The sequence below is a fragment of the Streptomyces sp. NBC_00727 genome (assembly GCF_045161745.1).
GTDB lineage: Bacteria > Actinomycetota > Actinomycetes > Streptomycetales > Streptomycetaceae > Streptomyces.
In genome coordinates, this window is the sequence record NZ_CP108981.1 from 4,683,727 (window position 1) to 4,704,200 (window position 20,474).

The following is a 20,474-nucleotide window of genomic DNA, read 5'->3' on the forward strand; positions in this document are numbered from 1 at the left end:
TCGGATCAAGCTCGGCCTCGACCGAACTCGCCCGGCAAGCTACCAGCCGAATTCCATCTGAATGGGGATGCCGTCCACGATTCCGGACTGGGCGTGTGGGGCCACTCCGATCGACACACCGAGCTGGGTGGCGATTGGCGTGTACAGGTCGGTGGAGACCTCTGGTGTGCGCAGGGAGATCAGGAGGGCGTAGCTGACGGGCAGGCCGATGCGGTCGTTGCGCCTGTTCGCTTTCCACCAGCCTCCGACGGGGTAGACGGCAAGTGTGCCGCAGTCGGCGAGTTCGGTCGCCGATCCGCGCCAGATGTCGGCGTGCAGGGAGCCGAGGTTGCGGGCCCGGGGGCCGACCAGCCACTTGTTGTTGGACTCGAATGCCTTGGGGTTGCCGAGGCCGTCGCTCTCGTGTTCGGCTTGTTCGGCCAGTCGTCTCTGGAAGGAGTCGCTGGATTCGGTGGGGCCTTTGATGGCGAAGCGAAGGCCGTGTGAGGCGTAGCTGTAGCGGCCGAGCATGCCGCGTCGGCCGGGATTGGGCTCGATCATGTAGGCGAGCGTTACGCGCAGGTCGACGGTGGTCTCGGCCAGGTCGCGCAGTTGTTCCAGGGGCCAGGGCAGCTCGTGCAGCTTGAGTTCGGCCAGGCGAACCTGCCCGCCCTTGACCTTGTACGGCACCAGGGTGTTCTGGATGATCATGGTGACGGCGTTCGAGGCGCTGCTGCGGATACGGCCGGCGGTGGGCATGCCCCACCCGTACCGGCGGATCACCTGTCGCATCACGTCGCCCTTGGCGAGTTTGGGAGCGCCGGTCTTCTTGAACAGGCCCTGCTCGACCATGGCCGGGGTCCACTGGGCTTCGTGCACGAGAAGGGCGCGGACAGTCTCCGGTCGCAGTCCGGGGTAGGTACTCATCGCCGTGGCAGCAAGTGCAGCCGCCTGAGCTGTAGCTGCGCTCGTGGCGTTCGTCCAGGTCAGCTGGCGCGCCGGGTCGTGGTGGGTAGTCGCCACGCTCACCAGTTCGTGGGTGTCCAGGATGCTGTCGTCAGGGGCGACGAGCATGTTGCCGCCCTCCAGAACGATGTCGGGCTTGGTGATGGAGCCGTTGGTCAGCGCTACCGATGTCCGGCTGAAGGGGGACAGGGCACCGGGAGCCGCCAGCGGACGGAATCCGCTGAACAGGGCGGAGTCGGGGACGGCGTCCATATGCGTGCACGCCCCGACGGTGAGTACGTTGTGTGCCTGGGCGGGTTCCTCGATGCGCGACAGGTCGGAGAGGAGCAGCGGATCGAGCGTGCCGTCGTCGCGACGCATCTGGTGGGGGACAGCACCGCGGATGTTGCCAGCACTGACGATGATCAGACGTGAGGCTTCAGGATCGGGCGCTCCGACCAGTTCGATCCGGTCGTCCCGGACGGCGACGTCCGTGCCTGCCGCCAGGGCGTCCAGCGTGGCCGACCACAGGGTCGCTGTGCCGTCTACGCCGTTCTCCCCTTCCCCGGACTCCCGGGTGACAGCCATCGAGAAGACCCGTCCCGAGGGTGCGGGGCCTCCGTTGCCGATCTCAGCGGTCGCGACCGCGTTCGCAGTGGTCTCCGCACAGGTCCGCGGGGACACGTCGGGTGTGTGAGCGTCGTTGAGGATCTTCACGGACTCAAGGCCGTGACCGAGGACGACGGGACCTTGCGATTCAAGGGCTGCGGCGAAGTCCCCGAAGAGGGCGAGCCCGGCCATCTGCGTGCCGTGCCCGATCCGGTCGGCCGGCGTGCCGCCGGGGAGCACACTGTAGGCGCGCTCGTGCAACGCGGGCTTCAGCAGGGCGTGCTCCTGGGCTATCCCTGTGTCCAGGATGCATACCGCCGGGGACTCCGGTGCGGCTGGCTCGATGCGCGCGGCGAGATCCTTGACGAGGTCCACGCGGAACTCGCGGTCGACGGCGTAGAGGCCCTCGGCGAAGGTAGGGCTGCGGATCTCAGCAGGGCAGGCGTTCGTGGCCAACAGGAACGCCAGCTCGTTACCGGTCGTCGCGACGTGTGCCACCAGGCGTTCTCCGACATGGATCGCCCGTTCACTGACCCGCCAGCGACGCTCTTCGGCCAGGGAACGCAAGATGGCAACCGCCGTCGGCGAGATCCGCGGATCGAACCACAACTCCCACCACCGCTCCTCATCCAGCGGCGGCAGATCCTGCCGCTCCTGCCAGAGGTGCTCCAGCAGAGCCCGCTGGACCTGTTCCATATTGGCCACCAGCACGGCCTGCTTGGGGTTGCCGCCGGGGGTGTCATCCGTGAAGTCGGCGATCCGCTGGGTGAACGAGGCGACTTTGTCGAACGGGATCCAGACCAGTGCGTCCTGCTGACTGTCCTCGGTCTGCGGGTGGCTGCTCATGAGCGTCAGGCCGGATGCGTCCAGGCGCTCCAGGCTCAGCGGATGGTCGCGAGCCGCCTCGATACGCACCGCGAAACCGTCAGGCTGACGGTCCTCGGGAACCTGTTGCATGGACTGGGTTGCCTCACGGCGGGCCTTCTCCAGCCCACCCACCAAAGCATCGGCGTGCCCCTGCCGGTCTGTGTGCTGGACCAGGGCGGGGCCGTTTCCGCCCGCAGGCTCGGAGCGCGGCGTGAGGGTGGCGGCCTCCCAGGGCACGATCAGGTGCGGACTGAGCCGTGCGGAAGAGTCGGGCTCAGGCATGGTGGGAGGCGTGCCGCTCGCTCAGGGCTTCCAGCAGCAGCTGCTCGTCCACCACGTCCCGGTCGGCCAGGATGGCTCGTTTGGCTGCTGCTTCCGCCGCTTTGACCAGCTCGGCGTGACTCAGGCCCGATGCACGTTCTGTCACGAGGCCCCACCGTAGTGTGCTTGTGTCCATTCCGGCTAGACGTCGCTGTAGCACCTGTACAGCTTCCTTCCCGGTGGGAGGGCCGTAGGTGGCGATCATGTCGAAGCGGCGGAACAGAGCCTGGTCCAGAAGCTGGTGGTGGTTGGTGCCGGCCACCACGAGGCTCTCGGAGGGCGCCTCATCAAGAAACAGCAGGAATGAGTTGAGGATCCTGCGGGCTTCGCCGACGTCGTTGCCGGCCGCCCGTTCGGCTCCCAGAGCGTCGAACTCGTCAAACAGGTAGACCGCACGGGTCTGAGCCACGGCGTCGAAGACCAGACGCAGTTTGGCGGCGGTCTCGCCCATGAACCGGCTGATCAGACCGTCCAGGCGAATGGTGAACAGGGGCAGTTTCAGCTCTCCGGCCAGGGCCGCTGCCGTCATGCTCTTGCCCGTCCCAGGAGGCCCGGACAGCAGAATGCGGTGCACCGAGGTAAAGCCGAAACGCTCCAGCCGCGCACGCTGTCGCTGTTCGTGCAGCACGCGATCCAGTGAGGCACGCAGTCCGGCGTCCAGAGTCATGTCGTCGAGCTGAGTGTCCGGATAGCCTGCAGTCAGGAGACTGGTCAGCTCACCACGGGGCTGTACCACCGGGGTAGCGGCACGCTGGGTGTCTGGCTTTCCCTGCCTCTGTTGGGCGGCCTCGACCAGCTCGCGCAGCTCTACGGCGAACTTTCCCTGCCCCTGGCGGGCGGACTTCGCTGCAACTTGCAGAGCGACGCTGTAAAAGAGATCGTCGTTGGCTTCTGAGTGCGCCCGCACAAGAGCTTTCAGGTGATCGGCGTTCGCCGCCATACGCCTGTCACCCTCCGATGTGGACTGCCTGTAAGAAGAGGTATACCCAAATCAGCGGGCCCCTGCGCCTGCATCGTACGGCCCTGGGCTCCAGGCTGCTGCCCGGATCCACCACTGGCCCGGATGTCCGAATGAGTGGATCGCAGCGCGAGAACCCGGTATGGCCTGCTGGCCTGGGACCTGTCTCTCACCCAGGCCGCGGCAGGGCCGTCTGCCGGTGATGTCCGAATCATGCATGCCGATCGAGGGCCGAGCGCAGGAAACCTGCGCGCTCGACGCCCCTCTCAGGACCCGCGTCCCTTCAGTCCCGCAGTCTGCTTCCGGATCGAGGATCTTCGTAGCGAGAAGCGAGCGCTCGCTACGAAGATCCCGTTCCGCCCGGCCGGGGCGCTTTGCCACCCGCCGCTGCCCGTCAGGTGGGGCGGGAGGTGGTTGGCCCCTCCAAGGCTGGGTGAAGGGCACGCCGATCTTTCCCCTTGGCCCCGGGGTGTGCACGAGTGGGACTGCATGTTCACCGCAAGGAGTGGTTTGGTCAATTGCTCCTTGCTTGTCTTGAGGAGAGGGAGCACGGTTTCGGGTGCTGGGTGAATCAGGGATGACTGCGCTCGGCGGGCGGTGGCCGCAGTGGTGAGGTCCTTGAGCGGAGCACGCTTTGAGCAGGACGGGTCGCTGACGCGGATGGCTGTGGGCTGGTGCGCCGCAGGGGGGCGATGCAGCGGCCTGCCTCGCTCTCGGCACGAGCAGAGGAGGCGTGGGTGGCCAGCGTTTTCCAGAAGTGCAAGCGGGATGTCCGGGACCCGAGCTATCCCTGCGAGCGTCCAAGATGTGGCCACAGGTGGACGGTGCGATATAGGGAGCCGGGCGGCAGGCGGGGTCGGCAACGGGAGAAGTCGTTCTCTCGGAGGGTGGGCCCGGATGGTGCGGACGCCTTTGTCGTCCACGTCGAGAACGACAAGAAGTCGGGCACCTTCCTGGACCTAGCTCGGGGAACCGTGCGCCTGCAGATCTGGGCACAGGACTGGGTCGAGAGGCGAGCCATCGGTGACACGACTCGCCGCAACTACGAGGGCTTCATTCGCAACCACCTCGTGCCGCGCCTGGGACATAGGACTCTGGCCAGTCTGGCGCGACGCGACTTCGAACAGTTCGCCAAGAGCCTGCACGGATCGGGTGCGGGCCTGGCGGCTTCCACGGTCAACGATCGCATGCTCGTGGTGGCCGCCATGCTGGAGGCAGCCGTAGTCGACAAACAGATCCCGGACAACCCCGCACGAGGGGTTCGGATATCCCGAGCGAGGCCGGCAGCAGCGGATGAAGACGAGATCCCGACGCCGACCGAGGTCGACCTCATTGCGGCGCATATATCGCCGCAATACCGGCTCGCGGTCTACCTGCAGGCGTGTACTGGCCAGCGTCCAAGCGAGGCCCTCGCCTTCTCCACCGAATGTCGACGGTCCGGATTCGTCAGGATCCGTTGGCAGGTCAGCGCCATGGCCCACCGTGCGGACTGCCGCACGGTCTTCGTGCCGCTTAAGAATCGGACGGAGGGTGAATATCGCGACGTCCCTACTGCCCCCTTTGTTGATCAGGAGATGGACGCTCATCTGTCGACATGGAAGCCGGTGCCCGTGATCTTCACTGGGCAGAGGGGCAAGCGGCGCAGGCTTGAAGCCTTCTTCTCCCCGCGTTCCCACGGCAAGAGCACGATGCCCACCGCGTCCACCTACGGCTACCACTTCAAGAAAGCGTGCCAGTCGGCGGGCCTGGTCGGCCCGGACGGCAAGGCGACCTACACACCTGGCAGCCTGCGGCACTTCTTCGCCTCGACCGCCTTGGCCCACGGAGTCCCGATCCACGAGGTCTCACGCTGGCTGGGCCACCGGTCGGTCAAGACCACGATCGACATCTACGGGCATCTGCTGCCGAGCGCCTGGGGCCGCTGTCGTACGGTCCTGCAGAACGCGATGCGGCCGGCACCCCTCATCGAGGCGGGCCCGGCTGAGATGCTGACCGGATCCGGTGTTAGCACGCAGGTGAAGGGTCGAAGGGCTGCCGGTGAGGCGACTGAGCTGCACGGTGCTGGGATAGGACTTCCGTGCTGGGATGGTGCTGGGATGGCCACCCCAGAAACCACGTTTTCGCAGGTGGGAGCTCTGCACCAAACGTTCCGCTTCAACGTGTGATCGCGTATTCAGAAGGGCCTGACCTGCGAGGATGCAGGCCAGGCCCTTCTGCTGTCCGCAACAGTCCGCAGAACCGGGAGCAGCTACGTGTCGTAGACCGTGGAGCGGTGTCCGACGTGTACGACCCACACCACCAGCTCTCCGTTGTCGATCGTGTAGACGACACGGTAGTCGCCGACCCGTAGGCGGCGGCGCTCAGGCTGGGATACGAGGGCGGTGGTGTTGAAGCCGAAGGGGTCGCTTTCAAGCTGTGTCAGTTTGGCCAGGATACGAAGCGCCATGTCGCGCGGGATCTTGCGCAGCTCGGCCTGGGCCTCGGGCCGGAACACCGTGCGATAGTCACTCACTGCGTGCCAGCGTCTCCCTCATCACGTCCTCGATCGGGACGCCGGCGGCCGGGCTCGCCATGCGCTCGTCGATGATGCGGTTGATCTCGCGCTCTTCCCACTCCTGGTACTTGCGCAGCACCTCGATCGAGACCACTGCGGCGACCTGCTTGCCACGACGGGTGATGACCGTGGGCACGTCGTCGCGGTCGGCCCGCTCGACGACTTCGGCCAGGTGGGAGCGTACGTCGCGGATGGACTCTATGGGTAGCGGCTGAGTCATACTTCAAAGGTACCAAGTGTGCCATGTGTACACAACTGGAGGAGAAACCGCCGGGCCCGACGTGGGCGCGTGCGGCTTCGGAGTTGCTGATGGATGCTGGTTTGCACGGACATGAGTACGCGGTCGATGCGGCCGTCGCCGAGGCCGCGCTGCGTCAGCACCGCCCCGTGGTCATGTCGACGTCCGATATCGAAATTCTGTAGGTCGACACCTGAGCGGATGCCGAGGTCAGACCTCCTTGATCTGCACGCGGTCACCGCACAGTTTCGACCAGTCGTCGCGGTCTGAGGTCAGTACAAGGACGGGTGCCGGGGAACGGAGCGCCATCGCGGCGACGAGGGCGTCGATGGCGTACTTGTGGCCGTGTAGGCCGTCGGCGTCGCTCAGCAGCTGCACCGCCGTGAGGCTGTCCGCCTGGGTGACGTCCTGGACCTGAAGGCGGGAGAGAAGCCAGCGCAGTCGGGCGGCGTCCGTCTTCCCGTGGACGGCCTCCACCACCGTCAGGGCCGACACGAGGATGGGCACGCCCACGCGACGAGCGGCCTCGATTCGGGTCACCATCTGACGGTCGTTGCGCAGGAGCAGCGACAGTGCCTGGGAGTCCAGGACCAGGGTCCTGGCCGCGGGCTCCTTCATGCGGCGCTGTCGTTCGACGCGTAGGCCGCCGGTGTGTCACCGAACAGTTCGCTCTGCGCGGCCTGGACTTCGGCCTCGCTCAGCGGCTCGTGCTCGGCTTCGTAGGCGGCCACGATCTCGGCGAGGCCGTCCATGGCGAGCTGATGCCGGACCGCCGCTGTCACGTACGCGGACACGCCGCGCTTGCCGGTACGTGTGCGCAGAGCACCTAGGAGTTCCGCGGGCATCGAGACGGAGATGTTCTCCGTGCCTCCGGGGCGGGGTGACTTCATGACTGCAAGCCTAGTACAGAAACTATTACAGCGTCTGGAGTGCTGTGCGGCCTGGACCCAGGGCGGGGTTTGACGCGTCGTCTTGGCGCTTCCGGATCTCTTGCAACCTGCAGTGAATCCCGTGCCGGCATGGTGCTGGGATGCGCCCATATAACCGCCGGTCAGCGTGGCTGTGGTGGAGCTCCGCTTCAACGTGTAGCAGGTCGGTTACTGCAAGCCGACATCGCTGGTCAGACGGGTCGGACTCGGGTGAGCCCTGCCCTACCGCATGTCCGTGCCGACTTGGTGCTGACTCAGCCGCGGCAGGGTGGAGCGAGCTTCTCCAGGTCACCATGCGCCACTCGACCCCGGACGCAGAGTGAGGAAGAACTGTGAAGAGTGTCCGAGTCGCTACTGTGCGAATGCGAAGTGCGGCGTTCGTCCGGGCGGATCAAGGACCGGCCGGGCTCAGGATGTGAGATTTCCCTGGGTCGTACAACCAAACCGCCGACTCAGTGGTCGGTGTGGTTATGGAGACCCTCTCCCCGGCCGGGGAGAGGGTCTCCAGGGTGCGGTGACGCCCATGACGGGGGGGTTCGAGCGGGTGTGCACGGCCGCGCTTCTCCGCTGCCGCTTCTACCCGCTTTGGGATGCTTGAAACCTGATGGGCTATGCTCCCGCAACCGTCTCACCTCGCGCTGGCAGGCTCCGTGGCCGTCGCGCATGCCTCGCAGGAGGCGCAACGGTTCACGATCGGAAGGACGAAGATGGTGCGTTGCTCAGTAGCAACGATTTCTTGGGAGCGCGTTCATCTCAGCCTGGTGGTGACGATCTCGGGCTTCAGCGGGGACCCTGACGATCTCCGCTTCATCATTGTTGACGGCGGGCGTGACTTCCCGGTGAACGTCAAGCGTATCGATGCCGAACAGTATCTCCTGGAATTCAACGTCACGAATTTCACGGACCGGCGCCAGATACCCAACGGCACGTGGCGGATCGTTCCCGTTCTCGACGAGGAGCGACTGCCGGGCGCCACCTTCGACCTCAAGGCCACTGACCGGCTCGAGGATGCTTCCCGGGTCTTTCTCTACGACCGCAACCGTTCCGTCTACGTGACCGCGTTCGGGCTGTCGGACGACGACGAGAACCCCGAGTTCCTCATGCGGACGTACCAGCTGAACCGCGGTACGGGGCCGGCCAAGAACGCGGCGAAGAAGCCGCTCGGCAAGCGCCTGGCGCTGAAGGTGCTGCCGCGGCCCCGGCGCCGCAAGCTCGCCAACCGCTTCTACCGGCTCTCGCGCCGTCTGAACCCGCCGCGGGGCAACAGGATCCTGTTCGCCTCGGAGATGCGTACCGGGCTCGGCGGCAACCTGGCCCGGGTCCACGACCGGATGATCGAGCGGGGCCTCGACGAGAAGTACACGTTCCGCCGCTCGTTCCGGATCCCGGCGACGGCGAACAAGTGGAGCACGCTTCGGCTGATCTACCTGCTCGCGACGTCGGACACCGTCCTGATGGACGACTACTTCGGGCTCCTCGGGAACCTGAGCATCGCGCCGGAGACGAAGATCATCCAGCTCTGGCACGCCGGAAGCGGGTTCAAGGCGGTCGGCTACAGCCGGTTCGGGAAGTACGGTTCGCCGAAGCTGTCCAACGCGCACCGGAAGTACACCTACGTCATCACCGGGTCCCAGCACCTGGTGCCGGTGTACGCCGAGGCGTTCGGCATCGAGGAGTCGGCGGTCGTGCCGACCGGTCTGCCCCGTATCGACACGTTCCTCGACGAGGAGCACGCCCGTAAGGTCAACGACGACTTCTTCGAGGCCCACCCGCAGCTCCGGGGCAAGAAGATCGTGCTGTTCGCACCGACCTTCCGCGGGAAGAGCATCGGGGACGCGCACTACGACTACGACCGCATCGACTTCGCGAAGCTCCACGAGGTCTGCGGCGACAAGTACGTCGTGCTCTTCCGGATGCACCACTTCATCACGGAGGCCCCGCCGATCCCCGCCGAGTACGCGGACCGGCTGATCGACTTCGCGTCGTTCCCCGACACCAACGACCTGCTGCACGTGACCGACGTACTCGTCACGGACTATTCGTCGATCATCTACGAGTACACGCTGCTCGACAGGCCGATCCTGTTCTACGCGTACGACAAGGACACGTACTCGGTGATCCGCGGATTCCACCGCGACTACGACTCCGTGGCCCCCGGCAAGATCTGCGTGACCTTCGACGACCTGCTGAAGGCGCTGCAGGACGAGGACTTCGACCTCTCGAAGGTCGCGGAGTTCCGGCGGGAGAACTTCGACTACGTCGACACCAACTCCACCGACCGCGTCATCGACTGGCTGGTGGTCGGGGACCACGGTGACAGGGAGACGGGCGGTGGGCGCCCGTGGCTCGCTCCCGTACCGGACAACACGACAGCGGTCGACGAGCCGCTCAGTGACCAGTCGGAGGAATGAGACATGAACGTTGCCCTGCTGTTCGCCGGCGGTATCGGGTCGAGGATGAACTCCCGTGCCCTCCCGAAGCAGTTCCTGGAGATCCACGGCAAGCCGATCATCATCCACACCCTTGAGCACTTCGAGGCGCACCCGGAGATAGACGCCATCGCCGTCGCGATACTCCCCGAGTACCGCGAGCACATGAGCAAGCTGCTCCAGCGGTACGAGATCCAGAAGGTCAAGTGGATCATCGACGGCGGCCGGACCGGCCAGGAGTCGCGGCACAAGGCCCTCACCACGGTCGCCGAGGACTGCCCCGCCGACACCGTGGTGCTGGTCCACGACGGTGTGCGGCCGCTGATCGACGCGCAGCTGATCAGCTCCAACATCGAGACGGTCCTGGAGCACGGCTCGGCCATCACCTGCACCAAGTTCAACGAGACCGTGGTGTCGAGCGAGTACGAGCACATCGACGACGTGATCCCCCGCGACCACATCTACGCCGCCCAGGCCCCGCAGAGCTTCCGGCTCGGGGAGATCCTCTCGCTGTACGACCAGGCCGTCGAGGAGGGCGAGCACGACAGCATCGACTCGTGCTCGCTCATGCACCGGTACGGCCGCAAGATCTACCGGGTGGTCGGCCCCCGCTCGAACATCAAGATCACGACGGCCGAGGACTTCTACCTGTGCCGGACGTTCTTCGAGATCCTCGAGAACAAGCAGATCGGAGGTATCTGATCCAGTGACCATCGTTTCCAGCCCCGTCGTCGCGCACGACCTCGCTGAGATCCTCGACCGTGACCTGCCCTGGGGCGAGCTCTCCGGCCGCACCGTGCTGGTCACGGGTGCGAGCGGCATGCTGCCGTCGTACGCCGTCCGCACCCTGCTCGCCCTGAACGACCGGAACGGCGCGGGCATCACCGTGCACGGCCTGGTGCGGGACGAGGCGAAGGCCAGGCGGCTGCTCGCGGACGTGGTCGACCGTCCGGACTTCCGGCTGGTGGTCCAGGACGTGTCGGCTCCGCTCGAACTGTCCGGTCCGCTCGACTACGTGATCCACGGGGCGAGCGCCGCGCGGCCCGCCCTGCACGGGAGCCACCCGGTCACGACGATCCGGGCGAACCTGATGGGCACCTTCCACCTGCTCGACCTCTGCGTGGCGAAGGCCGCCCGCGGCTTCGTCCTGATGTCGTCGGCGGAGGTGTACGGCGCCCAGCCCCCGGAGACCGAGCTCATCGACGAGCAGAGCTACGGCGGCTTCGACATCCTCAACCCGCGGGCCTGCTACGCCGAGGGGAAGCGCGCCGCGGAGACCATCTGCGCGACCTACCGGGCGCAGTACGGCATCGACAGCCGGGTCGTCAGGTTCGGGCACGTCTACGGGCCGGGGATGGCGCTCGACGACGGGCGTGTGCAGGCCGACTTCGCGGCGAACGTGGTGACCGGCAAGGACATCGTGCTCAACAGCGACGGTTCCGGAGTGCGGACCTACACCTATGTGGCCGACGCGGTCGCCGGGATGTTCTACGCACTGCTCCGTGGTGACCAGGTGGCGTACAACGTCGCGGACCCGGCCGGTCTGGTGTCGATCCGGCGGCTGGCGGAGCTGTTCACCGAGGTGCGCCCCGAGCGGGGGCTGCGGCTGCGGTTCACGAACGAGGCCGACGCGCGCGCTTACAGCATGACCAAGAAGCAGGGGCTGGACAGCGCGCGCCTCGCCGCGCTCGGCTGGAGCCCGGTGGTCGGCCTGCCGGCTGGGCTCGACCGCATGGTGACCCACCTGGAGTCGGTGGAACCGGGCCTCTAGAGGCGAGCTGTCCGGCGGGCCCGTCAGGGTCCGCCGGACAGCCGTGCCCGCTTCAGGAGGACCTGAGCTTCCTGGCCAGCCGCCGCACCGGGGCCGGGAGCCGTCGGAACAACCGCCGTGCCGGCCCGGGCTTCTTCCGTACCACCGGGCTCGCCGGAACGACGTCTTCGTCGACCGTGAGGTTCCAGTACTGCTCGGTCTTCTCGCCCTTGCGCGGGTACTGCTCGCCCGGGCGGCGCGGCGCGAGCACGGGGCGTTGCCAGGCGATGTTCCGCCGTACCACCCGTGCCGGTGAGCCCACGGCGACGCAGTTGTTGGGGACGGACGACGTGACGATGGAGCGGTAGCCGATCACGGAGCCGTCGCCGATGGTGGCGCCGCCCAACAGGACCGCGTGCTTGGCGATCCAGACGTGGTCGCCCACGACGATGGACCGGGACGGGTTCAGGCGCTTCTCGGTGCGGACGTCGTAGATGGGGTGGCTGTCGTCGGCGCGTATCTCGATGTTCCTGGAGAGCATCACGTCGGTACCGAGCGTCACCGACACGCCCTCGACGGCGGATATGAAGGTGCGGCCGGCGCAGCCCACGTTCTCGCCGATCCTGATCAGGGACTCGTGCCCGCAGCGCATCTGGAAGCGGAGACCCACGCGCTTCTCCGAGGTCGGCGCGATCTCGACCCGGCCGTTGTTCCCGGTGAAGTTGACGACCAGGTCCTTGATGTCCGCCCGGGCGTCGATGACAAGTGTGTTGTTCGACCCCTTGAACCGGATGTCGATGTTCTCGTGTCGTACCTCGCCGTCGTAGACGATCTCGTTGCCTTGATCGTCTTTGTAGCGGTCGAGTGTGTGTAGTTGGAGCATTGCGATCTGAGGGTGCCAGGGGTGCTCCCGAACCGGGCCGGGGCCGGACCTGCTCCCTCGAACCTCCGTTCGCGCCTGCAGTGTCGGCCCAAGCTACCAGCGTCCGGGTCGGGGCGGCAGGGGCCGGGGCACGACGGTCCGCGCGGCTCCGGACGGGAAGCTCAGGCCCGTGGCCCCGCCCCGTGCAGGAAGGTGTCCACCACCCGCGCCGCCAGTGCGTCCGGGTCGGTCCCGGTGTCGGCCGGGGTGCCGTGGAGGGTCTCGCCGAGCAGGGCGTAGTAGACGCGCTGGAGCCAGTGGAGGTCGGCCGAGGGGTCGATGAGGTGGTCCGCGCGGGCGCGTTCCAGGACGGCGACGCAGTGCTGGGCCATGGTCTCGTGGAGGGTGGCCGCCTCGCTGCCGGGGGTGGCCGGGAGGCTCAGGGCGAAGGTCCATGCGCCCTTGACCTCCAGGACGTTGGCGGTGATCCGGTGCAGGGCCACCAGGGGCGGGGCGGTGGCGGGACGGCCGTCGTCCACGGCCTGGGCGAGCCGGCGGGCGGCCGACAGGGCCAGCGCGTCGGTCAGGGCCCGGCGGTGCGCGAAGCGGCGGTGGATCGTCGTCCGGGACACCCCCGCCTCGGCCGCGATCTGCTCCATCGAGGCGCCGGGGTCCTGGGAGAGCAGGCGCTCGGCCGCCTCCAGGATCACGCGCACGCTGCGCTCCGCGTCCGCCCGCAACGGCTTCGCCGCCGTCTCTTCCATGCTGCCTCCCGTGTCGGCCCTTGACTCCGAAACGATACAGGGGTGCGTCATCTCTGGTCTAAGTGAGATGATGCTGTTGCACATAACCCAAGAAGCTGTACGGTGATGTCTCAGTTGCTCGTCAGTCCAACCCAGCGAAGGGTCCTTCCATGCACACCACCGCCCTCGTCACCGGTGCCTCGTCCGGGCTCGGCGCGGAGTTCGCCGCCCAGCTCGCCGCCCGCGGGCACGACCTCGTCCTGGTGGCCCGCTCCGAGGACCGGCTCACCGCCCTCGCCGAGCGTCTGGAGGCCGCGCACGGCGTGCGGGCCCACGTCCTGGTCCAGGACCTCGCCGTACCCGGCGCGGCGCGCGCGGTGGCGGACCGGCTGGACGCGCTCGGCCTGCGGATCGGACTGCTGGTCAACAACGCCGGATTCGGCACCTGCGGCCGCTTCGAGGACATCGACGCCGGCCGGGACCACGACCAGCTGATGGTCAACGTCGTCGCGCTCGTCGGCCTCACCCACGCGTTGCTCCCCGGCATGCTGGAGCGCGGGGCGGGCGCGGTCGTGAACGTGGCCTCCACCGCCGCCTTCCAGCCCGCCCCGTACTTCGCGGTCTACAGCTCGGCCAAGGCCTTCGTGCTGAACTTCGGGCTCTCCCTGCGGCAGGAGTGCCGGGGTCGGGGCGTGCGCGTGCTCACCGTGTGCCCCGGACCCGTCGACACCCCGTTCTTCGAGGCCATCGGGACCCGCGACGCGGCCGTCAACGGTTCGATGAGCACGCCGGAGCCGGTGGTGCGGGCCGCGCTGGCCGCGCTCGACCGCGACCGCGCCTACGTCACGCCCGGGTTCGGCAACGCGCTGGCCGCGCACCTGCCGCCGCGCCGGCCGCGTGCCCTGGTCGCGGCCTTCGCCGAGCGCGTCACCCGTAAGGTCCTGGCCTCCTCGGGGGGTGCGGCGGACGCCTCGCGCGCCGAGCGGTCCGCGGCGTGAGTGCGCCCGCCGGCCCGGCGTCACGTACGGGCGATGCCTTCCGCGCGTACCACCCGGACGGCGGCCTCTCCGCGGCGCGGGGCCGCCGCGGAGAGGCCGTGTCCGTTACGCGTCAGCAGGCGCCCAGGTCCTCCCATACGCCCCACTCGCCGGTCGTCCCCGGCTGGTCGCCCTGGACCCACCACTTGGCGCGCCAGGTGTGGCCGTTGTACGAGACCGTGTCGCCGCCGTTGTAGACGCGGCCGGCCTCCCAGGCCGACGCGGCACAGTCGCCCGGGTCGCCGCCGTCGCCGCCGCCGGGGGTGCCGCCCCCGCCGATCTGGACGTCGATGCAGGCGTAGAACGCGTTGGCCGTGTCCGAGATGTTCCAGACGGCGAGTACCTTCTGGCGGCCGGAGTAGCTGCCGAAGTTCACGTGGTGGGTCTTGGTGGCGCCGGGCTGGGCGCCGTTGTCGTTGAACTCCGCGATCTTCGAGCCGCCGATGTAGTACTGCCAGGTGCTCGTCGCGTGCCGGGCCGTCAGCGTCCAGGAGAAGTCGGCGGAGCTGCCGACCGGGGTGGCCCTCCAGCCCTTGCTGTCGTTGTCCAGCTCTGCGAACTGCGCGTTGCCGCCGCTGCAGCTCCTGAGGCCCTTGGGGCCCTCGACGCTCTGCGGCTCGTACTTGATCTGGCCGCAGTCGACGACGCCCGACGCGCACTGGGCCTGGCGGCTCGGCGGCGAGGAGACGTATCCGTGCGCACTGGCCGTGGTGGCCGGCAGGACCACCGCGAGCAGGGGGGCGACTCCCGCACCGAGTACGAGGGCCAGTTTTCGCTTCGCGTTCATGCCAACTCCTTCGCTGAGGACTGCCGCGGGGTGACGGCAGCGGTCGGACATGCCCGCACCGGGCAGCGGCCTTGTCAGGGGGGTGCCGGCGCGGTGGGGGCAGGGGTACGGCCGGTGGCGAGGGGGTGCCGCCCGCAGTCCTCTCGCACGCCGTCGGACGCTCAGGGCGACCGCGGCTCACCTTAGGTCTAGACCATACTCATGGGTGTGTACTCGTCAATAGGGCTTGCACACAAGGATCTTGACGGCGTATCACATCGCCGGGTGGGTCATCACGATCCGCGTGATCTCCACCCGCGACCGCGCGCCCAGCTTGCGGTAGGCGCGGGTCAGGGCCGCCTCCACGGTCTTCACGCTGAGCGCCAGGCCCACCGCGATCTCCCGGTTGGTGGCGCCCTGGGCCACCCGCGTCACCACGCTCCGCTCGGTCGAGCTCAGCCGCTCCGGCCACGCACCGTCGTCCGGCCGCGGCAGCGTCGCCTTCCCGGCCCGGTCCCGCTCCGCCCGTACCCCCGCGACCCAGGCCCGCGCCCCCGCCGCCGTGAAGACGCGCAGCGCCCGGGCGAACGCGGCGTGCGACCCGTCCTCGTCGCCCAGACGGCGGCGGACCCTGCCCAGCGCCACCCGGGTACGGGCCTCCTCCAGGGCGTACCCCGCCGCCCGCAGGCGCACCGCGGCGTCCTCGTACCCCAGGGCCGCCGCCGCCAGCCCGCCGCGCTCCTCGCAGACCGTCGCCGCCGCCCGGTCCAGGGTGGCCAGGACACCGGCGCGGCCCAGCCGGACGGCCTGGGCGCGGGCCCGGTAGAGGACCGACTCCGCCTCGTCCACCGCCCCGCTGCGGGCCAGGGCCTCCGCGAGGTCGGCGTGCCAGCGGCGGGTCGCCGGGTCGCCCTGACCCTGCGCGCTCTCCAGCTCCGCCGTACGCCGCAGCAGCCCGGCCGCTCGGGCGTACTGGCCGCTGAACAGCCTGATCCGGCCCTCCGCGTGCAGCGCCCTGGGCAGGAACAGCCGGTCGTCGTCGTCCTCGCTGTGGCGCCTGGCCGCCTCCGCCGCCGCCAGGGCCTGGCTCAGGCTGCCGCCCGCCGTCTCGGCCAGCGCGACCGCGTACCAGGCGGGCCCCTGACTCAGCCCCGCCCGCTCCGCGATCCGCAGGCTCTGCCGGGCCATGGACAGCGCCTGGCGGCAGCGGCCGCGCTGGATCTCCAGCTGGGCGAGGCCGATCAGGCACTGGCTCAGGCAGTCCGCCGAACCCCGCTGCCGCAGCGTGTACACCAGCGTCCGCAGCTCCGCCCTGGCCTCGTCCAGCTGGTCGTGCACCAGGTGGAAGCGGTGCTTCAGATAGATCGGCCCGTTGTGGTGGCTCATCGCGTACGCGTCGTGCGGCGCGGCCAGGGCGGCGGCGAGCGTGGACTCCGCGGCGGGCCGCCCGAGGAAGAGTTCGAGGGCCGCCTGCTGGGTCAGCGCCAGCACCTCGGTGCGCCGGTCGCCCGCCCGCGCGGCGAGACCGGCGGCCCGCGCCGCGTAGTCGCGCGCCCGCTCCGCCGAGCCGCCCACCATCCACGCGTGCCAGCTCATCCGGTAGTGGAGCGGGGCCAGCAGCCCGGGGGCGTCGCCCGCGTCCCGGACCGCCCGGGGAAAGACGTCCGCGATCTCCGACATCGCCTGGCCCGACGCGTCCACGACCACCGTCCAGGCGCGCACCCGGTCGGCGGGCCGGTCCGCGTCCCCCAGCACCTCGTACGCCAGCTCCCGGGCGAAGTCGAGGTCGCCCGCGTCCAGCCCGTCCTCGGCGGCGGTCAGCCGGCGGGCCGTCCCGGTCTGCGCGGCGTCGGCCGGGGTGTGCCGCGCCGCCAGCCGCCCGAGCCGGGCCGCGGTGCCCGGCGCGCCCCGGCGCCTGGCCGCCGACGCCGCCTCCACCAGCCGGTTCGCGACCACCGGGTCCGGGCCCGCCGCCAGCCGGGCGAGGTGGTGGGCGCGCTCCACGGGGTCGTCGGCCGCCTCGGCCAGGGCGCGGTGCGCGTCCATCCGCAGGGCGTAGGGGGCCCGCGTCTCCAGCACCATCGCCGTGAGGGGGTCGGCGAACCGGAGCGCGCCCCGGTCCGGCGGGGCCAGCAGCCCGTGCCGTACGCAGACGTCGACGTCCGCCGCCGCCTGCCGGCAGCCCGCCCGGCGCAGCAGCTCCACCGTCGGGCGGACCGCAGCGCCGGCCGTGAGCAGCAGCTTCCGGGCCCGCGCCGGCAGGGCCTCCAGCCGGTCGAGCACGGGGCGGCTCAGGGACTCGGGGACCGGCAGCGGCTCCGACGAGTCGGGGAGCGGTGCTCCGGCGGCGGCCGATTCGTGGAGGCCGGCGGCGAGTTCGAGGGCGGTACGGGGGTTGCCGGACGCGGCCTCGTGCAGACGGGCGACCAGCTGCCGGGGCCAGGACGGGCCGCCGTGCAGGCCGTGCGCGTCGAGCACGTCCGCGATCTCGCGCGCGGTCATCGGCGGCAGCGGCAGCGTGCGCACCGGCTGCGGGCACAGCGCGCGGGCCGGTGCGGCGTCCGGCCGGCGGCCGTCGTGGGGCGAGGTGCGCAGTGTGGCGAGCACGGTGTGGCGGGGGCCGGCGCGCCGGGCGAGGAACACCAGCACCCGGGCCGTCGGCTCGTCCAGCCACTGCACGTCGTCGACGACGAGCAGCACGGGGCCGGTGTCGAGCGCGGCCAGCACCTTGAGTACGGCGAGGCGCAGGACCAGCGCGTCGCGGCCGGTGGTGGGGTCGGCGCCGGCGGGCGGGGTGCGGCGCAGCAACGCGCCTTCGAGCACGGCGCGTTCATGGGCGTTCAGGCAGGCCAGGGCCTCGTCGCCGGCCGTGGCCAGCAGGTCGATGAGCCCGAGGAAGGGGCTGTCCCGGTCGGACGGCGACGGCGAACAGCGCAGGACGCGGTGGCCGCGCGCCGCGAAGTCGTCCGCGAGGCGCGCGGCCACCGTGCTCCTGCCGATGCCCTCCGGGCCGGTGAGGAGGATGCCGCCGCCGCCCTCCAGGTGGGCGCGGACCGCGTCGGTCGGCGCGGTCCGGCCGGGGGCGGCGGGACGGTCGGTTCCTGAGCGGGTCATCGGGGCCCCTTCGCGCGCAGCCGTGCGCCCTGCTGCCCGCGCAGCCGGGCCCCGCCCAGGACGAGCCGACTGTAGGACCGGGTGGGGGAGAGGTCAACGGGACCTTCTGGCCGGGGCGTCGACCGGTCACGGCCCACCGCGCCGTGGCCGGTCGCCCGTATCAGGGGCTCAGCGACTAGCAGGCGCCCCCGTCCGTCCAGACCGCCCAGGAGCCCGGGGCGCCCGGCTCCGCACCGGTGGAGTACCACTGCGAGGTGTAGGTGTGGCCGTTGTACGAGACCTGGTCGCCCGGGGCGTACGGGGTGGTCGCGCTCCAGGCCGGCAGGTCGCCGCAGCCCTCGGGCGGGTTGCCGGCGCCGTTGACGGTCCAGGTGAAGGCGGCGGTGCCCGTCGCGCCGGCGGTGTTCTTCGCGGTGACGGTCACCGACGAGGTGCCCGCGGTGGTCGCGGTGCCGGTGATGCGGCCGGTCGAGGAGTTGACCGACAGGCCGGCGGGCAGGCCGCTCGCGCTGTAGGTGAGCGTCGAGCCGTCCGGGTCGCTCGCCTGGATCTGGAGCGAGACGGCGGTGCCCACGGCGGTCGTCTGGTTGCCGGGGTTGGTCACCGAGGGCGAGCCGGGCTGGCTGCCGCAGTTCCCGGGGACCGGGTCCGCACCGGTGACGCTGACCGCCGCCCAGGCGGCCTCGATCGCGTTGTACTCGGTGCAGTGGGCGCCGTAGAGGTCGGCCGCCGCCTTCAGCGAGTCGATGCGCGCCTGGTGGTAGTTCTCCCGGCTGTTGGCGTACGTGGCCAGCGCCTTGTACCAGATCTTGCCGACCTTGTCGTTGCCGATGCCGGTGACCGTGGAGTTGTTGCAGGTCGGGCTGTTCCCGTAGCCGTGGTTGCCGCTGCCGACGGCGGCGAGGAAGAACCAGTGGTTGAGCGGGCCCATCGAGTAGTGCGGGTCCAGGCTGCCGTTGTTGCTGTTCCAGCAGTCGGGCGAGGAGCCGTCCAGCGAGGGCTGGTTCATCCAGCGCAGCGGCTGGTTGTCGCCGCTGATGTTGATCAGCTCGCCCATGGTGTAGTCGGGCTGGTCGACGGGGTTGTTCGCGTAGAACTCGACCAGCGTGCCGAAGATGTCGCTGGTGCCCTCGTTCATGCCGCCGGTCTCGCCGGTCTCGTCCCACCCGGTGAGCGCACCGCTCACGCCGTGCGCCATCTCGTGCCCGGCGACGTCGAGTTCGACCAGCGGGCGCTGGTTGCCCTGGCCGTCCCCGTACGTCATCTGACTGCCGTCCCAGAAGGCGTTCACGTACGCGTTGCCGTAGTGGGTCCGGGAGGGCACGCCCCGGCCGTCGCCGAAGATGCCGCTGCGGCCGTGGGCCGTCTTGAAGTAGTCGTACGTCTTCGCCGCCCCGTAGTGGGCGTCGACTCCGGCCGACGCGGGGTCACTGGGGGAGCCGGTGCCGAAGGTGCCGGTGGAGCTGGTGAAGAGGGAGCCGGTGCCGCTGGTCGCGTGGTTGAGGTTGGTCGTGTAGCCGTTGCCGTGCGAGGGGTCCTGGAGGGAGTAGCCGCTGCCGGACCGGGTGGCGTCCAGCGACACCTGGCCGCTGTAGATCGAGCGGCCGGTGACCGCGGTGGCGGCCGCGGACGGCGCGGGCGCGGCGGACTTCGCCGCGGTGGCGGTACGGGCGGGCCCGGCCGGGCCCGCCGGCGCGAAGGTGCTCACCTCGTCCCTGGTGCGCAGGACCTTGCCGGAGTGCGCGTCCACCAGGACGTGCAGCCGGCTCGGCGTCTGGTCCGCGCGGACCCCGCTGACCACGGTCTCCCAGACCAGGGCGGAGCCGTCGCCGTCCAGCTGCACGGCGAGGTGCGGCTTCGAGACCGTGTCGGCCGAGCCGGTGAACGCCTTCTCCGAGAGCTTCGCGGCGCGCGACGCGGTCAGCCCGGGGTCGGTGGACAGCGCGGGCGCGGCCTCGGCGGCGCTGGTCAGCGACTCGTAGCTGCCGTCGTTCTTCAGGTGCACGACGACATCGCCGCCGTACGCCGGCAGCCCCTTGTACGTGCGGTCGAAGCGCACGGACGCGGAGCCGTCGCGGTCGACGACCAGGTTCCGGACCGTGAAGGCGTCCGAGGCGCCGCGGTGCGCGGCCCGCCCGTGCGCCGACAGGGCCTTCTTCGCGTCGGCCTCGACGTCGCGGCGGACGGCGGCCGACGGGTTCGTCGTGTACGGGGCCGGGGCGAAGGCATGGGGGCCGGCGGCGGGGGAGGGGGCGGGCGGTGCGGGGGAGGAGGCCGACGCGGAGGGGAGTGCGATGGCCGAAGCACACGCACAGGCCAGAGTGGCCGTCAGAAGCCTCGCGGCTCTTCGTATGTACATAGGAACGGGGGTGT

The 20,474-nt window shown here is 69.7% G+C and carries 16 protein-coding genes and 1 pseudogene; 6 read left to right on the forward strand and 11 right to left on the reverse strand.

Annotated features, from left to right (window positions below; translation table 11 throughout):
* Positions 1-39: 39 nt before the first annotated feature.
* A complete protein-coding gene (locus OG242_RS21360) occupies positions 40-2,682 on the reverse strand; it encodes a S8 family peptidase (RefSeq protein ID WP_405899689.1) in 2,643 nt (880 codons plus the stop codon).
* Positions 2,675-3,661 (reverse strand): AAA family ATPase, encoded by a 987-nt coding sequence (locus OG242_RS21365; RefSeq protein WP_405899690.1) that lies wholly within the window; start codon positions 3,659-3,661, stop codon positions 2,675-2,677. The genes OG242_RS21360 and OG242_RS21365 overlap by 8 nt, the downstream gene beginning before the upstream one ends.
* A gap of 905 nt (positions 3,662-4,566) precedes the next feature.
* On the opposite strand from OG242_RS21365, the gene OG242_RS21370 reads away from it, so the two are divergent.
* On the forward strand, positions 4,567-5,844 hold the full coding sequence (locus OG242_RS21370) for a tyrosine-type recombinase/integrase (protein ID WP_405899691.1): 1,278 nt from the start codon (positions 4,567-4,569) through the stop codon (positions 5,842-5,844).
* Between the two features lie 83 nt (positions 5,845-5,927).
* Here OG242_RS21370 and OG242_RS21375 read toward each other — a convergent pair whose 3' ends face one another.
* Both OG242_RS21375 and OG242_RS21380 read right to left on the reverse strand, forming a co-directional pair.
* Complete coding sequence (locus OG242_RS21375) at positions 5,928-6,191, reverse strand: type II toxin-antitoxin system RelE/ParE family toxin (RefSeq protein WP_326658236.1); 264 nt, start codon at positions 6,189-6,191, stop codon at positions 5,928-5,930.
* Entirely contained in the window at positions 6,184-6,453 is a 270-nt protein-coding gene (locus tag OG242_RS21380; protein ID WP_279560027.1) for a type II toxin-antitoxin system Phd/YefM family antitoxin, read from the reverse strand. The genes OG242_RS21375 and OG242_RS21380 overlap by 8 nt, the downstream gene beginning before the upstream one ends.
* A 47-nt stretch (positions 6,454-6,500) precedes the next feature.
* Between OG242_RS21380 and OG242_RS21385 the strand changes: the two are divergent.
* Positions 6,501-6,656, forward strand: a pseudogene (locus tag OG242_RS21385) (DNA-binding protein); the annotation flags it as partial.
* Positions 6,657-6,681: 25 nt separating this feature from the next.
* On the opposite strand, the gene OG242_RS21390 reads toward OG242_RS21385, so the two are convergent.
* Positions 6,682-7,089, reverse strand: coding sequence for a PIN domain-containing protein (locus OG242_RS21390; protein WP_405899692.1), 408 nt, complete (start codon positions 7,087-7,089; stop codon positions 6,682-6,684).
* The gene (locus OG242_RS21395; protein ID WP_405899693.1) at positions 7,086-7,361 is read right to left on the reverse strand and encodes a hypothetical protein; all 276 of its coding nucleotides are present in this window, start codon (positions 7,359-7,361) and stop codon (positions 7,086-7,088) included. The genes OG242_RS21390 and OG242_RS21395 overlap by 4 nt, the downstream gene beginning before the upstream one ends.
* Positions 7,362-8,161: 800 nt before the next feature.
* Between OG242_RS21395 and OG242_RS21400 the strand changes: the two genes are divergently transcribed.
* The 3 genes from OG242_RS21400 to OG242_RS21410 are packed head-to-tail and all read left to right on the forward strand — an operon-like array spanning position 8,162 to position 11,600.
* Positions 8,162-9,811, forward strand: coding sequence for a CDP-glycerol glycerophosphotransferase family protein (locus tag OG242_RS21400; protein ID WP_405899694.1), 1,650 nt, complete (start codon positions 8,162-8,164; stop codon positions 9,809-9,811).
* Between the two features lie 3 nt (positions 9,812-9,814).
* Positions 9,815-10,531, forward strand: coding sequence for a 2-C-methyl-D-erythritol 4-phosphate cytidylyltransferase (locus OG242_RS21405; protein ID WP_405899695.1), 717 nt, complete (start codon positions 9,815-9,817; stop codon positions 10,529-10,531).
* Between the two features lie 4 nt (positions 10,532-10,535).
* Positions 10,536-11,600: an NAD-dependent epimerase/dehydratase family protein gene (locus OG242_RS21410; RefSeq protein ID WP_405899696.1), complete on the forward strand. Its 1,065-nt coding sequence runs from the start codon at positions 10,536-10,538 to the stop codon at positions 11,598-11,600.
* Between the two features lie 52 nt (positions 11,601-11,652).
* Here the strand turns inward: OG242_RS21410 and OG242_RS21415 are convergent, their stop codons facing one another.
* On the reverse strand, positions 11,653-12,462 hold the full coding sequence (locus OG242_RS21415) for an acyltransferase (RefSeq protein ID WP_405899697.1): 810 nt from the start codon (positions 12,460-12,462) through the stop codon (positions 11,653-11,655).
* 161 nt (positions 12,463-12,623) lie between these two features.
* On the reverse strand, positions 12,624-13,205 hold the full coding sequence (locus tag OG242_RS21420; protein WP_405899698.1) for a TetR/AcrR family transcriptional regulator: 582 nt from the start codon (positions 13,203-13,205) through the stop codon (positions 12,624-12,626).
* 149 nt (positions 13,206-13,354) lie between these two features.
* Here OG242_RS21420 and OG242_RS21425 point away from each other — a divergent pair, with 149 nt between their 5' ends.
* Positions 13,355-14,182 (forward strand): SDR family NAD(P)-dependent oxidoreductase, encoded by an 828-nt coding sequence (locus OG242_RS21425; RefSeq protein WP_405899699.1) that lies wholly within the window; start codon positions 13,355-13,357, stop codon positions 14,180-14,182.
* Between the two features lie 112 nt (positions 14,183-14,294).
* Here OG242_RS21425 and OG242_RS21430 read toward each other — a convergent pair whose 3' ends face one another.
* The 3 genes from OG242_RS21430 to OG242_RS21440 form a co-directional block, all read right to left on the reverse strand.
* Positions 14,295-15,008: a lytic polysaccharide monooxygenase gene (locus OG242_RS21430; RefSeq protein ID WP_405899700.1), complete on the reverse strand. Its 714-nt coding sequence runs from the start codon at positions 15,006-15,008 to the stop codon at positions 14,295-14,297.
* 252 nt (positions 15,009-15,260) lie between these two features.
* Positions 15,261-18,101, reverse strand: a complete 2,841-nt coding sequence (locus OG242_RS21435; RefSeq protein ID WP_405899701.1) for an AAA family ATPase — start codon at positions 18,099-18,101, stop codon at positions 15,261-15,263.
* Positions 18,102-18,276: 175 nt separating this feature from the next.
* On the reverse strand, positions 18,277-20,460 hold the full coding sequence (locus tag OG242_RS21440; RefSeq protein ID WP_405899702.1) for a M4 family metallopeptidase: 2,184 nt from the start codon (positions 20,458-20,460) through the stop codon (positions 18,277-18,279).
* Between the last annotated feature and the right edge of the window lie 14 nt (positions 20,461-20,474).

Excerpts from the sequence above, each read along its gene's own strand:
- OG242_RS21360 (WP_405899689.1), bottom strand. The coding sequence starts at position 2,682 with ATGCCTGAGCCCGACTCTTCCGCACGGCTCAGTCCGCACCTGATCGTG.
- OG242_RS21365 (WP_405899690.1), bottom strand. The coding sequence starts at position 3,661 with ATGGCGGCGAACGCCGATCACCTGAAAGCTCTTGTGCGGGCGCACTCA.
- OG242_RS21380 (WP_279560027.1), bottom strand. The coding sequence starts at position 6,453 with ATGACTCAGCCGCTACCCATAGAGTCCATCCGCGACGTACGCTCCCAC.
- OG242_RS21390 (WP_405899692.1), bottom strand. The coding sequence starts at position 7,089 with ATGAAGGAGCCCGCGGCCAGGACCCTGGTCCTGGACTCCCAGGCACTG.
- OG242_RS21395 (WP_405899693.1), bottom strand. The coding sequence starts at position 7,361 with ATGAAGTCACCCCGCCCCGGAGGCACGGAGAACATCTCCGTCTCGATG.
- OG242_RS21405 (WP_405899695.1), top strand. The coding sequence starts at position 9,815 with ATGAACGTTGCCCTGCTGTTCGCCGGCGGTATCGGGTCGAGGATGAAC.
- OG242_RS21415 (WP_405899697.1), bottom strand. The coding sequence starts at position 12,462 with ATGCTCCAACTACACACACTCGACCGCTACAAAGACGATCAAGGCAAC.
- OG242_RS21420 (WP_405899698.1), bottom strand. The coding sequence starts at position 13,205 with ATGGAAGAGACGGCGGCGAAGCCGTTGCGGGCGGACGCGGAGCGCAGC.
- OG242_RS21425 (WP_405899699.1), top strand. The coding sequence starts at position 13,355 with ATGCACACCACCGCCCTCGTCACCGGTGCCTCGTCCGGGCTCGGCGCG.
- OG242_RS21430 (WP_405899700.1), bottom strand. The coding sequence starts at position 15,008 with ATGAACGCGAAGCGAAAACTGGCCCTCGTACTCGGTGCGGGAGTCGCC.
- OG242_RS21435 (WP_405899701.1), bottom strand. The coding sequence starts at position 18,101 with ATGACCCGCTCAGGAACCGACCGTCCCGCCGCCCCCGGCCGGACCGCG.
- OG242_RS21440 (WP_405899702.1), bottom strand. The coding sequence starts at position 20,460 with ATGTACATACGAAGAGCCGCGAGGCTTCTGACGGCCACTCTGGCCTGT.